The organism is Frankia sp. CcWB3, assembly GCF_977927595.1.
The window spans coordinates 1-14242 of the sequence record NZ_CDWRCK010000021.1 but is presented as its reverse complement, the minus strand read 5'-3'; the positions used below and the strand labels follow the sequence as shown (position 1 = coordinate 14242).

General features: G+C 70.8%; 11 protein-coding genes and 2 riboswitches. Of the genes, 6 read left to right on the top strand and 5 right to left on the bottom strand.

Translation table 11 applies throughout. From position 1 onward, the window contains the following. Positions 1-106: 106 nt before the first annotated feature. From clpB to ACY5KJ_RS03315, 3 genes are all read left to right on the top strand, one after another. Complete coding sequence (gene clpB, locus ACY5KJ_RS03325) at positions 107-2716, top strand: ATP-dependent chaperone ClpB (protein WP_462202766.1); 2610 nt, start codon at positions 107-109, stop codon at positions 2714-2716. Positions 2717-2832: 116 nt separating this feature from the next. Further along, positions 2833-3318: a PH domain-containing protein gene (locus ACY5KJ_RS03320; RefSeq protein ID WP_462186393.1), complete on the top strand. Its 486-nt coding sequence runs from the start codon at positions 2833-2835 to the stop codon at positions 3316-3318. After that, positions 3315-4664, top strand: a complete 1350-nt coding sequence (locus ACY5KJ_RS03315) for a PH domain-containing protein (RefSeq protein ID WP_462202765.1) — start codon at positions 3315-3317, stop codon at positions 4662-4664. Before ACY5KJ_RS03320 ends, ACY5KJ_RS03315 begins: the two co-directional genes overlap by 4 nt. Positions 4665-4705: 41 nt before the next feature. Here the strand turns inward: ACY5KJ_RS03315 and ACY5KJ_RS03310 are convergent, their stop codons facing one another. The 5 genes from ACY5KJ_RS03310 to ACY5KJ_RS03290 form a co-directional block, all read right to left on the bottom strand. Beyond that, on the bottom strand, positions 4706-5791 hold the full coding sequence (locus tag ACY5KJ_RS03310; protein WP_462186396.1) for a nucleotidyltransferase domain-containing protein: 1086 nt from the start codon (positions 5789-5791) through the stop codon (positions 4706-4708). A gap of 438 nt (positions 5792-6229) precedes the next feature. Further along, on the bottom strand, positions 6230-6829 hold the full coding sequence (locus tag ACY5KJ_RS03305) for a GNAT family N-acetyltransferase (RefSeq protein ID WP_462186397.1): 600 nt from the start codon (positions 6827-6829) through the stop codon (positions 6230-6232). Then, positions 6822-8120 (bottom strand): NAD-dependent epimerase/dehydratase family protein, encoded by a 1299-nt coding sequence (locus tag ACY5KJ_RS03300; protein ID WP_462186398.1) that lies wholly within the window; start codon positions 8118-8120, stop codon positions 6822-6824. Before ACY5KJ_RS03300 ends, ACY5KJ_RS03305 begins: the two co-directional genes overlap by 8 nt. A 249-nt stretch (positions 8121-8369) precedes the next feature. Then, positions 8370-9083 (bottom strand): CAP domain-containing protein, encoded by a 714-nt coding sequence (locus ACY5KJ_RS03295; protein ID WP_462202764.1) that lies wholly within the window; start codon positions 9081-9083, stop codon positions 8370-8372. A 310-nt stretch (positions 9084-9393) separates the two neighbouring features. After that, complete coding sequence (locus tag ACY5KJ_RS03290; RefSeq protein WP_462186400.1) at positions 9394-10104, bottom strand: DedA family protein; 711 nt, start codon at positions 10102-10104, stop codon at positions 9394-9396. 109 nt (positions 10105-10213) lie between these two features. On the opposite strand from ACY5KJ_RS03290, the gene fbaA reads away from it, so the two are divergent. The 3 genes from fbaA to ACY5KJ_RS03275 form a co-directional block, all read left to right on the top strand. Next, entirely contained in the window at positions 10214-11251 is a 1038-nt protein-coding gene (gene fbaA / locus ACY5KJ_RS03285) for a class II fructose-bisphosphate aldolase (RefSeq protein ID WP_462186401.1), read from the top strand. A 917-nt stretch (positions 11252-12168) separates the two neighbouring features. Then, positions 12169-12404, top strand: a riboswitch (cyclic di-AMP (ydaO/yuaA leader). Between the two features lie 6 nt (positions 12405-12410). Next, a complete protein-coding gene (locus tag ACY5KJ_RS03280) occupies positions 12411-13088 on the top strand; it encodes a transglycosylase family protein (RefSeq protein ID WP_462202763.1) in 678 nt (225 codons plus the stop codon). Between the two features lie 502 nt (positions 13089-13590). Beyond that, positions 13591-13787, top strand: a riboswitch (cyclic di-AMP (ydaO/yuaA leader). A gap of 2 nt (positions 13788-13789) precedes the next feature. Next, the coding region (locus ACY5KJ_RS03275; RefSeq protein WP_462202762.1) for a transglycosylase family protein at positions 13790-14242 on the top strand (453 nt) is incomplete at its 3' end.

Below are 14242 nucleotides of genomic sequence, written 5' to 3'. Positions count from 1 at the left end.
CAGGGGGTTCATCGCGGCGCGCCCGCAAGGTTGAGTGGGAACGACTCAGGTATGCTGAGCGTTGAAAAAGCGACGGTGCACGCCGTCCGACCATCTGGGATCCGCCATGAACGCTGAACGCCTCACCGCCCGGTCGCAGGAGGCACTCTCCGCAGCGATCAGTCGAGCCACCGCCGACGGGTCACCCCTCGTCGACCCCCTCCACCTGCTCACCGCACTGCTCGAAGCGTCTGACGGGGTCGGCGCGGCGCTGCTGGCGTCCGCGGGCACCTCGGTCGACACGGTGCGCTCCCGAGCCGAGGCCGCAGTGACGCGGCTGCCCCGCGCGACGGGCATGAGCGTGTCCCCGCCGCAGCTGTCCCGCCAGCTCATCGCGGTGCTGAACAACGCCGAGCGGCAGGCCGGTCAGCTGGGTGACGAGTACACCTCGGTCGAGCATCTGGTCGTGGCGCTCGCCGAGGAGGGGGGCGAGGCCAGGCGGATCCTTACCTCCGCCGGCGCCACCCCCGACGCGCTGCGCGGCGCCTTCGAGAAGGTGCGCGGCGGCGCCCGGCGGGTGACCACCCGGGACCAGGAGGGCTCCTACCGCGCGTTGGAGAAGTACTCCATCGACCTCACCGAGCGTGCGCAGCAGGGCAAGCTGGACCCGGTGATCGGCCGCGACGCCGAGATCCGCCGCGTCATCCAGGTGCTGTCGCGGCGGACGAAGAACAACCCGGTCCTCATCGGCGAGCCCGGGGTCGGCAAGACGGCCATCGTCGAAGGGCTCGCGCTGCGGGTCGTCGCGGGTGACGTGCCCGAGTCGCTGCGCGGCCGGCGCATCGTCTCGCTCGACCTCGGTTCGATGGTTGCTGGCTCCAAGCTGCGCGGCGAGTTCGAGGAGCGGCTGACCTCCGTCCTCAACGAGATCCGCGAGGCCGAGGGTCAGATCATCACCTTCATCGACGAGCTGCACACCGTCGTCGGCGCCGGCGCGGCCGAAGGAGCGATGGACGCCGGCAACATGCTCAAACCGATGCTCGCCCGCGGCGAGCTGCGCATGATCGGCGCCACCACCCTGGAGGAGTACCGCACCCGGATCGAGAAGGACCCGGCGCTGGAACGTCGCTTCCAGCCGGTCCTCGTCGGCGAGCCGACGGTCGAGGACACCATCGGCATCCTGCGCGGGCTCAAGGAACGCTACGAGGTGCACCACGGCGTGCGCATCACCGACACCGCGCTGGTCGCCGCGGCCACCCTGTCCGACCGCTACGTCACCGCACGCTTCCTGCCGGACAAGGCGATCGACCTGGTCGACGAGGCCGCGTCCCGGCTCCGCATGGAGATCGACAGCCGGCCGGTGGCGATCGACGAACTCGAGCGCGCCGTGCGCCGCCTGGAGATCGAGGACATGGCGCTGTCCAAGGAGAACGACGAGGCCTCCCGCGAGCGGCGGGGGCGCCTGCAGCGCGAGCTCGCCGACCGGCGTGAGGAGCTGTCGAGCCTGACGGCCCGCTGGCACCGGGAGAAGGACTCGATCTCCGAAGTTCAGAAGATCAAGGAGGAGCTGGAGAACGCGCGGCGCGCCGCGGAGCTCGCCGAGCGCGACCTCGACCTCGCCAAGGCCGGGGAGCTGCGGTACGGCACCATCCCGACGTTGGAGAAGCGGCTGTCGGCGGCGACCGGCGCGCTGGCCGGCGCGGACTCCCCCGGTGGGGCGATGCTCAACGAGGAAGTCGGCCCGGACGATGTCGCCGAGGTCGTCGCCGCCTGGACCGGGATCCCGGCCGGTCGCCTCCTCGAAGGCGAGACGGCGAAGCTGCTGCGCATGGAGTCCGCACTGCACGCGCGGGTCATCGGCCAGGACGACGCGGTGCGGGCCGTCTCCGACGCGGTCCGCCGGGCCAGGGCCGGGATCGCCGACCCGGACCGGCCGACCGGCTCCTTCCTCTTCCTCGGGCCCACCGGGGTCGGGAAGACCGAGCTCGCGAAGGCGCTCGCCGACTTCCTCTTCGACGACGAGCGGGCGATCGTGCGCATCGACATGAGCGAGTACGCCGAGAAGCACTCGGTGGCCCGCCTGATCGGCGCCCCGCCCGGGTACATCGGGTTCGAGTCCGGCGGTCAGCTCACCGAGGCGATCCGCCGCCGGCCGTACAGTGTCATCCTGCTGGACGAGGTCGAGAAGGCCCATCCGGACGTCTTCGACGTCCTGCTGCAGGTTCTCGACGACGGGCGGCTCACCGACGGCCAGGGCCGCACGGTGGACTTCCGCAACACGATCCTCATCCTGACCTCGAACCTCGGGTCGCAGTTCATCGCGGACCCCACGCTCAGCCCGCAGGTGCGCCGCGAGTCGGTGATGGTCGCCGTGCGCGACGCCTTCAAGCCGGAGTTCCTCAACCGCCTCGACGACGTCCTCGTCTTCGACCAGCTGGGCCGGGACGAGCTGGCCCGCATCGTCGATCTCCAGCTCGATCGGCTGCGGGCCCGGCTGCTCGACCGGAGGATCACCCTCAACACCACCGACGCCGCCAAGGGATGGCTCTCCGACGTCGGCTACGATCCGGTGTTCGGGGCCCGCCCGCTGCGGCGGCTGGTCCAGACGGCGATCGGCGACCAGCTCGCCAGGGAACTGCTCGGCGGGCAGATCCGGGACGGCGACGAGGTGCTCGTCGACGCCGCGCCGGACCGCTCGGGTCTGACGGTCAAGGCCGCCACCGTCAAGTCCCTCTGACAGGCCTCCCGGCGAATCGCCGCAGACCGGGCGAGGACCATCGTGGGGACGGCGCGCCGCCGGTTCCTCGGCCGATTCGGGCCGGACGTATCGGATGTGCGACTTATTGTTGCGGAATGCACGACGCTCTTCTGCCGGATCCCGCGCAGTGGCGGGTCCTGCCACCGGACCTACGGCGGCTTCGACGGGCGCTCCTGATCGTGGGAGCCGTCCCGGTGGTGGCGCTCACCCTGCTGATCACGGCGGCGTTCGGCGGCTGGCCCTGGATACTGATCACGGTGGCGCCGGTTCTCGTGACGGGCTGGCTCTGGCGCTCGATCGGCCTCCGCTGGCAGGCCTGGCGCTACGCCGAGCGGGAGGACGATCTCCTGATCAGCCGCGGGGTGCTGACGCGTCGCCTGATCGTGGTGCCGTACGGCCGGATGCAGCTCGTCGACGTCACCGCCGGGCCGCTGGCACGCCGTTTCGGCATCGCCAAGGTGCAGCTGCACACCGCGGCCGCGGACAGCGATGCCGTCATCCCCGGCCTGGCCCCGGACGAGGCCGCACGGCTACGTGACGCGCTCACCGAACGCGGTGAAGCCCGGTCGGCCGGGCTGTGACAATCGAGCGGGGGTCCACCACCGGCGAAGCGCCGGCTCGGGCGACACGCCCCGGCCAGGACGGGTTTCACCGGCTGCATCCGCTCACCCCGTTCCTGCGCGGCTGGGTGATCGTCGCGGCGTTCGTGGCGACGGTCGGCAGGAACCTCGCCGACGACGCCACGCCCCGCATCATCGGGCTCACCCTGATCTTCCTGATCCCCGCCGCCGGCATCTACGGATACTGCGCCTGGCGGTTCACCCGCTACCGGGTCGAACGCGACAATCTTCGGCTCGATACCGGGCTTTTGGTCCGACGGACCCGCCATGTCCGGCTGGATCGGTTACAGTCGGTGGACATCGTCCAACCGCTTCTCGCCCGAGCCGCGGGGCTCGCCATCCTCCGGCTCGATCTCGCCGGCAGGGAACGCTCCGAACTGGACACCGACTCCGGGTCCGACCTGCGGTACCTGTCGGTGGGTCACGCCCAGCGGCTGCGGGCCGAGCTGCTGGCCACCGCCGCGGGATTCGCGCCGGACGTAGGCGAGGCACCGCAGCGCCCACTCGCCGAGGTGCCACCACGGCGGCTGGTGGCCGCGATCGCGCTGTCCCCCGCGCCGTGGGTGGCGCTGTTCGGCGCGGCCGCGATCGCCACGCCCGCCCTGCTGACCGGTACCCTCACCGGCGCCCTCGGCGCCGTTCCGATGCTCGGCAGCCTCTGGCACACGACGTTTCGCCGGTTCGCGGCCGGCTACCCCTACACCGTCTCCGAGTCACCCGACGGGCTGCGCATCATCAGCGGTCTGCTCAACCGCACCCACGCCACGGTCCCGCCGGGACGGGTCCAGGCGATCAGCATCGGCGAACCGGCGCTGTGGCGCTGGTCGGGCTGGGTGACGGTCCGGATGAACGTGGCTGGCGGCGGGCCCTCCGTGCTGCTACCGGTGGCCCGCCGGGCGGATGCGCTGGCCCTGATCGGCCGGCTGCTGCCCAGAGTGGACGTCGCCGCGGTGGCGATGACCCGGCCGCCACGCCGGGCCGCCTGGCTCGCCCCGCTCCACTGGCGGCGGCTGTCCTGCGGAGCGGACGACACGGTCTTCGTCGTACACCGGGGAATCGTCCGGCGGCACACCGATCTCATCCCTCACGGCAAGGTGCAGAGCATCCGGATCGTGCAGAACCCGCTGGCCAGACTGCTACGGCTGGCCGACGTGCACCTCGATACCACCGGCGGCCCGGTGACGGTGCGCGCCGGCCTGCGCGACGCCGACGAGGCGGTCTCGCTCGCCGCCGCGCAGGCCGAGCGATCCCGGATCGGTCGGCGCCACGCCGTACCGGACCGCTGGATGAGCCGGGGCGCTGGATGAGCCGGGGCGCCGGGTAAACGAAGCGCGCTACCGGCCCGCCCTCAGCCGAACGTGGGGAACTCCGGTCCGAAGAGGGAACCCCACAGGTTCACGGCCTCCTCGTGATCGTCGGCCTGTTCCGCATCCACCGCCTTCGCCGAGTAGATCCGGGCGAGCCGGACACTCTCGGCCAACGCCTCGATGTCCTCGGCGCGCAGGTACGACGACAGGTCCCCGCCGACGCCGGCCGGGTCGGCCACGGTGAGGCGGACGTCGTCCAGGTGCCGGAAGACCTCGGCGAGCCCCTGCCGGGTGTTGAGCCCGCGACCGGCGAGGACCTGCCCGGCGAGCGCCTCGATATGGAAGGAGCGCAGGTGGCTGCCGCGCACCCGGTTCCACGCCTTGAGCAGGCGGACCGCCGAGATCACCCGGGGGCCGAGGTCCGCCGCCCAGCTCGTGTGCCGCTCCGGCCGGGTCGGCAGCCAGCCACCGACCCGGTCGGGTATGACGTACCCGGCACGCGGATGATCGAAGGCCGGCACCAGATGGACGTCCGGGGGGGCGTCGTAGACGATGCGCAGCGCCTGGCCGCGGCTGCCGATCGTCTGGATCCGATCTCCGCCGATGGCGTTGCGTACACAGAGCAGCAGGTCGCGGGAGTCCCAGCGGAAACGCTTCCAGGCGCTGTTGGCCGCCGAGAAGACCGCGAAGATGTCGACCTCGTCGAGCGGACGGATCATGGTGTCCCGCCCCGCCGAGCCGATCGTGGCGACCCCGACCAGCGGCAGCGCGCAACGGGGCGGGAAGATCGCGCGCAGCGCCCGCTCCGCCTCGTCGCGGCGAGCCGCGACGACGGCACGGTCCTCGGCACTGAGACGGATCAGGTCGTCGAGTTTCGCGAAGGCACGCGCCGTGGTGCCGACCAGCAGCGGACCCGTCAGCGGACCGGTTGTCGGGTTAATCGGCGACGTCGAGCCGGCCGCAGCCGGCTCGGAGCGGAGGCCTCCCTCGGAGGGGAACAGAGGGTTGAGCGTCCCCGGCGCCGACTCCTTCGGCCGACGCCAGTGCGGCGGAATGATCAGATGGTCGTACGTGACCTCGCTCGGCCGGACTCCGGCCGGTGTCCCCCGAGGGGTATCCACACTCATGGTGCTGACCTCCCAGGCGCAGGTGGCGCCGGACCGTTCGGGCTCCCCTCCCCGGGCACGCGACGGCCCTCCCACGGACCCCCACGGACGCCCCGCCCAGCTTCGGCCCGTCGGCCATTGGTCGCGACATCGCCTTACATGGTGCCCCAGGGCATCACAGTCTGAACAGGGGGCTGTCTCCGCGGCGTGTTCACCACTCTCCTCGTGACGACGAAAGAATGAGCCGGGAGCTGTCACCCAGCCGACAACACAGCATGGTAACGGTACCGTCACAATGACCTTCTGCCGCGCCGCGAAAGGCGGCTGGACATGGGTTCTGCCCGTTCGGGCCGGATGACGGCCAGATCCGGACGGTACCGGAGCGGTCGGCGGTGACCCGCGGCGCCAGGCCCGGACGAAGCCCGGCGCCCAATGACGTTGCGTGACAAACCTCAATGGTCAACTTGGCGGCGGACGCAGCCAGATCCGCCACCAATCGGCGATCAGCACACCGGTGGGCACGAACGAGGTCGCCTGCGCGAGACGCTTCCCCACGCTGTCCCCGCGCCGGATCCGCGTCTCCACCAGAGCGCCGCGGTATTCGAACCATCCCGCGACCGCGCGGATCGCCTCGGTGGCGTAGCCGCTGCGCCGGCATCCGAGCACGATCGACACCTCGACCACCACCCGCCGGCCGTGGGCCTCCGCCGCGAGCAGGCCCACCGCCGCCGATCCTGGATGGCGACCCGGGTGGCGACCCGGATGGCGACGCAGCACCCAGGTCAGGACCGTGTGGCCGGCGCTCGCCCGACGGCGCAGTTCGCGCCGCAGCGCCCCCGCCGGATCGTCGGGATCGGGCGCCCCCGCGGCAGGATCGGTCCCGACGATTCCGCCGAAGGGGCCGGATCCGTCACCGGGAGCGCCACGCGCGCCTGATCGCGGGGTGATGACCGTGAACGCCAGCGAAGGCGCGAGCTCCTCGGCGACGTATCCCGCGTTCCAAATGGTGAGCGGGAGTGCGAGTAGTCGGGAGGTGGTGAGTGTAGGGCCATCACCCACGACGGGATGGCTCCCGGACCCCGAGCAGACCCCGTTCCCGGAGCCAGGACTCGGTGCGGTTCATGCCCTCGGGCAGCCGCACGACCGGCGACCATCCCGTCCGGGCCCGGATCTTCTCGATGGAGAGGCCCGCGTCGCGGGTCAGGGTGCGCACGGTGAGCGGACCGAGGTCCACCCGGGCGCGGGGATCGACTCCGGCCACCAGACGGGCACCGACACCGCGGACCAGGCCCGGTGCCCGCCGCGACGGGATCGCCGAGTTCATCGGAACGGCCGGGGCGGCCGGAACGGCTGAGCCCGCTGGCCGTACCGAGGTCGTCGAGACCGCCGGGACCGGGTGGGTGGGGAGGGGTGGCGTCTCGGCCGCGGAACCGTCCGCGCCTCGCCTCCGGTAACCCTCCGCGAACGAACAGACACGATCAATCGCGTCGACCGCTTCGAAGATCCTGGCCGGTACGGAGCGGGGCGCCGCGATCGCGAGCATCTGACAGTAAAAGGTGAAGAAGTCGGCGGCGGACACCGACTCCCCCCCGGTCACGTGCAGCACCTCACCGGCGACCGCCGACCGGTCCGCACCGGCGACGGTGGTCACCGCCGTGACCACGTCGTCGACATGCACGGGGCTGAGCACACCCCGGCCGCCGTCGACGAGGACGAACCGCCCGGCCCGCATCAGCAGCACCGGCCAGAGGGTCCAGCGACCAGCCCGGGGACCGTAGGCGTCCCCGATCCGCAGGACGGTCGCGCCGAGTCCGTGCGCAGCGGCCGACCCGACCGCCTGTTCCGCGGCGGCCATGGCGTCGGCGCGGACGTCGCCAGTCAGCCCGATCGGCGTGGTCTCGTCCAGTGGTCGGCCGACGGCTCGCGCGGGCCCCCGGTCCCCGGTCCCGCCGGGGACCGGGCCACTCGTCCGGGCAAGCACGTCCACGCAGGAAAGATGGATGAAGCGGTCGACCCCGGCCCGACCCGCGGCGTCGAGCAACGCCGCCGCGGCGCCGAGGGTCACCCGCCGGATCTCGGCGTCGGGCACCCGTACCGGCGCTCCGGCTCGGCCGGGACGCACCGGGGTCAGTTCCGCGACGCCACCGGTCCCGATGGCGTCGGCATGGATCACCAGCTCCGTGCCGTAAAGGGCTTTCTCCCACTCACCGGGACGGCTGACGTCGGCCTGCATGACACCCGGCGCGCGCCGGATGTCGATGGCGACAACGTCGTCACCGCGCCGCCGCAGCGCGTGGGCCAGCGCTCCGCCGAGGAAGCCGGCCGCGCCGGTGACCACCGCCCGAACCAAGGTCACTCCTCCTGCCAGGATCACCCTCGCCGACGGCGCTGCCGCGCGGCCCGCCAGCCCGTCCACCGGCTGGGTCCGCGGGCTTTACCACGCTCGTTGCCGTGCTCGCTGCCGTCGGCGACGATGACCCGACCCTACGGGATCGACTACTGATCAGGACCGGGACATCCCCGCGAGTCGGGAGGATCGAGGTCGGGTGCACCTCGCGGGATGCCACGGACCGGTCGCGCCCGGCAAGTGGGCCGGGCCTCACGGCGTCCCGAAGTCCTGGGTCCAGTAGGTGCCGTACCTGCCGCCCGTCGCGTAGCCCACGCCGATCCGGGTCAACGAACAGGTGAGGATGTTCGATCGGTGGTCCGGGCTGTTCATCCATCCGCGCATCACCTCGGCCACGGTGCGCTGACCGGCGGCGATGTTCTCGGCGGCGATGGAGAAGGAGAAGCCGGCGGCGGCGATCCGGTCGAAGGGCGAGCGACTGTCCGGGCTGTCGTGGCCGAAATAGCCGGCCGTGGCCATGTCGACGCTGTGTGCCTGGGCCGCGGCGGCCAACCGTAAGTCGACGATCAACGGAGGGCAACCGGCCGCCCGGCGCTCGAGGTTGGTCGAGGTCACGACCTGACCGACCAGGCTCGTCCAGGAGGCCGGCAGGTACGGCGGGCGCGGCGAGATAACAGCCGGCGCCGGGGCCGACGCGGACGGAGCCGTCACCGGCGCGGCCAGGGCCAGAGCCGACGCCCGCGCAGCGGGCAGCTGATCCGGACCGGCCGGGCGAGCGGCGGGTTGCGGCTCGGCCCCGGGCCCGGTCGGCGCACCCCGATCCGCGATCCGATCCGCGATCGACGTGGGAGGGACCCCGACCACGCCCCGACCCGGCTGCGCGCCGACGCGGCCGGCCACGTGGTCACCGTCACGCGGTCCCGAATGACCACCCGCGAGCAGCACGACCGCCAGAACCGCGGTCAAGGCCCCTGCCGCGGTGCAGAGGACGGGGCCGGCGCGACGCCGTTCCGCATAGTGCCGCCTGTGGTGTCGAAGCATCGAATCCTTCGGTGGTCGGACCCCCCCGACCGCGTACCTGGATCGATCAAGGTTAGCCGGCCATAGCCAGAAATTGCCATAGGAAAGGGAATTGATCGTCCAATGTGATCTGGTCGTAACGTCGTGGAGACTACCGGTCCACGGATCTCCCGACGGGATCCGGCGCCGCGGGGCACTAACGGACAACATCCCTACGCTCCTCGCCCGACCCTCGGCGCTCCTCGCCCGACACGGACTACCGCGGCCCCTGGTCGGGGAGCCGGCCCGATCGCCGACGCAGCAGCTCACCGGCGATCCCGGCGATGACGGAGATGGCGATCACGACGAGCGCGATCCACACCGCCGCATCCCGCAGCCCAGGAATGGCGGCCGCCGTATAGCCCAGAAGGATCAATCCGGTCCCCCAGACGAGCGATCCGAGCATGACCGCGATCAGAAAGCGGGACCATGACATCGCCACGGCCCCGGCGAGTACCGGCGCGAACGTCCTCGCCCACGGCACGAAGCGGGCCGCGACCAGGGTGAGCGGCCCGAACCGTCGGTAGAATTCCTCCGTACGGGCCAGCACCGTGCCGTACCTGCGCTCCAGGTACGGCCGGCCGAGGCGATGCCCGGTGTAGTAGCCCGCCACCGCCCCGACGGTGGCCGCCGCCGCGACCCCGATCGAGAGGACCGCGACGGACACGTTCGACGCCGCGTCCGCCGCCATCAGCCCGGCCGCGAAGAGAATGGTGTCACCCGGAAGCCAGAACCCGATCAGGATCCCGCTCTCGACGAAGATGACCGCGAAGAGGACGACGTACAGCGTCATCCCGGACAGGCTGCCGACATCCACTCGACCAGTGTGCCGACCCTTGGTCGGCACCCGCCCCGCGCCCGGCGCGCGGCCCGGCACCGCGTCGGCGACGTCAGCCGCATCCGACCCCGGGACGGGGCAAGGCGTCATACCCTTCGCCCATCAGGAGTCCACGGCGGGCTTCGGCCCGATCCGGCTGCCCTGCACCGCGGGTGCAGGGCTGATCGGCGCCCCTACAGGTTCGTAAGGAGCCCCACCGATGCCCATCGCCACGCCAGACGTATATGCCGAGATGCTCGACCGGGCGAAGGCCCAGTCCTTCGCCTACCCCGCGATCAACGTGACCTCGTCGCAGTCCCTGAACGCCGCGCTGCGGGGCTTCACCGAAGCCGGCAGTGACGGCATCGTGCAGGTGTCCACCGGCGGTGCCGAGTACCTGTCCGGCTCGACGGTGAAGAACATGGTCCTCGGCGCGGAGGCACTAGCCGAGTTCGCCCACCATGTCGCGGAGGCGTATCCGGTCAACATCGCTCTGCACACCGACCACTGCCCGGCCGACAAGCTTGACACCTACATCCGTCCCCTGATCGCGATCTCGAAGGATCGGGTGGCCCAGGGGCGCGAGCCGCTCTTCCAGTCGCACATGTGGGACGGCTCGGCGGTCCCCCTTGAGGAGAACCTCAAGATCGCCGAGGAACTACTCGCGGATGCCGCCGCCGCGAAGATCGTTCTCGAGGTCGAGATCGGGGTCGTCGGCGGCGAGGAGGACGGCGTCGTCGGCGCGATCGACGAGAAGCTCTACACGACGCCGGAGGACATGTGGCGGACGGCCGAGGTGCTCGGCACCGGCGCGAAGGGGCGCTACCTGCTCGCCGCCACCTTCGGCAACGTGCACGGTGTGTACAAGCCCGGAAACGTCAAGCTACGCCCGACGATTCTGCACGAAGGACAGGAGTACGTCGCCAGGAAGCTCGGGCTGCCAGCCGGCGCGAAGCCGTTCAACCTCGTCTTTCACGGCGGTAGCGGGTCGGCTCTCACCGAAATCCGCGAGACGCTCGACTACGGGGTGGTCAAGATGAACGTGGACACGGACACCCAGTACGCATTCACCCGCCCCATCGTGGACCACGTGTTCAAAAACTATGACGGCGTTCTCAAGGTGGACGGTGAGGTCGGCGTGAAGAAGGCATACGACCCGCGTACCTACGGAAAGCTCGCGGAGAGCAGCATGGCGGCCCGCGTCGCCCAGGCGTGTGAGGACCTCCGTTCCGCCGGCACCAGCCTCGGACGGGCATAGTCTGGGCCAGGAGCGCACGCCGGCTGGCGGGATCGGTTCGTCGGATACCGTCCGGCCGGACCGCCGGCCGGCGGACAGGAGGCGGGCAGGAGCACAGATAGCCGCCGGCCGCGAAAACGGGCAACCGGGCAACCGCCGCCGCTCGTCCGAGGGCATTCTCCGGACCCCTCGACCCGACACTCTCCATCGTTTCCGGCGGACGGAACGACCGGCACGCGGCGGACATCCGACCCGCCCCGGTCCGATGCACGACCTGCCGATTTCCCGTACTATGCCGGCCCCACGGTTCCCCGGTCGCTCCGACGGCTGGGGGACCACTGTTTACCGGGTGAGGGACCCCGCTCCTCGCGTAACGCCGCTTCCGCTGGCGACCAGCAGGTTTCGGCCACATTAGCGGACACGCACCGGGCCTTCGGTAACCGTTCACCTACCGCCCCGCCCCACGGAACCCCTTCGTCCACCGTGGCGGCCCGACAGGCAATTTTCACAATCGGTGTTCGATCGAATCCGCCGTGTGCAAAAATCACAACACTGCAAGTTACCGCCCGATTTCCGTTGTTTTTCTCACAAAAACAGGCTTCAACGGACGAAACGTAGTATCAGGCCGATCACTCGCGTCGATCTCGTAGCAGGGCCGTCACACCTTTGTTGACATGTCACACATCTGGCCTGATACGGGACTCTCCGCTCATCGTCGCCCATCGGCAAACAGGGTGATCGGCCAAGCACAAATGCCTCCGCACGTCGTACCGCCAGGTTGATGAGCGGGCGCGCACGCGCGATACCAGGCCATCGGTTCCTGCTCAAGCAGGCGCGCCGAGTGTGCTCTTTTTCACGCACCCTATTCAATGCTTGGCGACTCGCCGGGCGGCGTGGTTATGGTTTTCGCCGTGCCCGGCAACAACGCCGGGCATTCGTCGGGCGGCACGCCGAATCCTGCCCCCGGCCGACGATTTCTCGAACCGGGCGGCAGGAACGGGGGACCCATCTCCGAGTATCGAAAGGATTCGATGCTCTCGGGGTGAAGCCATGTGCGACGACCACACGGAAAGGTGTTTCCGGTGCGGCTTCCGTCTCCAGGGAATCCCTGGCACGGCCGGGCAGTTCCCAGCCCGAATCCGACAGCTCACCTCGCAGGCGTGGGGAAGGACCACAAGACATGTCCGACGCACGTATCAGTGGCCGACAATGCCGCGCCGGTACCCGCAGCCGGGCCCGGGCCCTCGTGGTCGCACCCGTACTCGCGGCAGCGGTGGGCGGCACCTTCGCGCTCAGCCAGCCGGCCGGTGCGGCCACCACCTGGACGGGCCTGCGGCAGTGCGAGTCCGGCGGTGACTACACGATCAACACCGGCAACGCGTACTACGGCGCCTACCAGTTCTCCGCCAGCACCTGGCACGGCCTCGGCTACAGCGGTCTGCCGCACCAGGCTCCCCGGGCTGTCCAGGACGAGGCCGCACTCAAGCTCGCCCGGCGGTCCGGCTTCGGCCAGTGGCCGACCTGTGGCCGCGGGATGGGCGCCGACCAGCTCGCGGGCGGCTCGTCGAGCTCCTCGGGCCAGGCGTCGCGCACGGCGGAACGCAGTGAGCTGACGGTCAGCCCCATCTCCGTGAGCACCCCCGTATTCACCCGTAACCTGACGACCGCACTGGCCAGGCAGGTACGCGACGACGTGCGGGCCTGGCAGGCCCGCGTCAACCATCTGGGGTATCCGATCACGATCGACGGCCGTTACGGACCACGCTCCGCCGCAGTCGCCCGCGCCCTGCAGGCCGCCAAGGGACTCGCCGTCGACGGCATCGTCGGCCCGGCGACCTGGCGGGCCACCTTCAGCTGATCCTCTCCATCAGCTCCATCAGCTCCATCAGCTGATCCATTCACTCCGTCAGCTCCGTCAGCTGATCTCTTCACTCCGCTCCCGCGACGGGGGACGACCGCCGCGGCAACCGGACATCCCACCCCGGCGACACCGGTCAGGGGATCTCACCTCGACGACGGGCCGGCCCGACCGGCCTCCGGACGATCTCCGGTTGACGGCCCGTACGGGCTGGCCCGTGCAACCCACCACCAACATCACCCGGACCACACCCTGACCGGCCTCCGGCAGGGCCGATCTTCGGCAGAGCCGATCTTCGGCAAGGCCGGCGAGGAACAGCAGGACCAGCGAGCCACCTGCGGAACCTGTACGGAAGTGGCACGATTCGCGCGATCCTCACTGGTTACTCCGGACCACCCCGGTTTGCGCTCCATGAGCGGTTCTCGCTAGAGTGCCGCTCACTCGCCTCGTCGGCGAGGCCGCCCGGACGGACGCCGAGTCCTGCCCCCGTGCGAGCGGCCGGAACGAACATCAACCGCAGCGGGCAGGAGTGGGGGACCCACATTTCGGGCGCCGCAAGCAGCGTCCTTGGGGTAAAGCCGGTGCATCCCGGTCCATGGTGGAGAGCGGTTCCTACTCGCCACCCGGGGTCGGATCCTCCGGCCGGGCCATCCCAGCCCGCACCCGACAGCTCACCCCGCAGGCGACGGGATTGGACGAACATGCCCTCTGGGCGTCGTGGCGGCAGACATCGAGCACCGCAGGCCCCATCGCCCGCCGGTCGCATCCTGCGCACCACCGGCGCGGTCACGGCCATCGTCGGCAGCGGCCTCGCGGTCACCGCGGCTCCGGCGGGCGCGGCCACCGCCGATGACTTCACCAAGCTCCGCCAGTGCGAGTCCGGCGGCAACTACGCGATCAACACCGGCAACGGCTTCTCCGGTGCCTACCAGTTCGACGACCGGACCTGGCACGGGCTCGGGTACTCCGGCCGGCCGTACCAGGCGTCGCCCGCCACGCAGGACGAGGCGGCCGCGAAGCTCTACAACCAGCGGGGCTGGCAGCCATGGCCGTCCTGCTCGGTCAAGATGGGCCTGACCAACAACGGCCCGGCCAGTGTCCCGGGCGGCTCTGGCGACGTCATCCAGCAGGCCATCACCCCGGGGGAACCCCCC

Coding starts and splice junctions, on each gene's coding strand:
- ACY5KJ_RS03280 (WP_462202763.1), top strand. CDS start 12,411: ATGTCCGACGCACGTATCAGTGGCCGACAATGCCGCGCCGGTACCCGC.
- ACY5KJ_RS03320 (WP_462186393.1), top strand. CDS start 2,833: ATGCACGACGCTCTTCTGCCGGATCCCGCGCAGTGGCGGGTCCTGCCA.
- ACY5KJ_RS03310 (WP_462186396.1), bottom strand. CDS start 5,791: ATGAGTGTGGATACCCCTCGGGGGACACCGGCCGGAGTCCGGCCGAGC.
- clpB (WP_462202766.1), top strand. CDS start 107: ATGAACGCTGAACGCCTCACCGCCCGGTCGCAGGAGGCACTCTCCGCA.
- ACY5KJ_RS03290 (WP_462186400.1), bottom strand. CDS start 10,104: ATGACGCCTTGCCCCGTCCCGGGGTCGGATGCGGCTGACGTCGCCGAC.
- fbaA (WP_462186401.1), top strand. CDS start 10,214: ATGCCCATCGCCACGCCAGACGTATATGCCGAGATGCTCGACCGGGCG.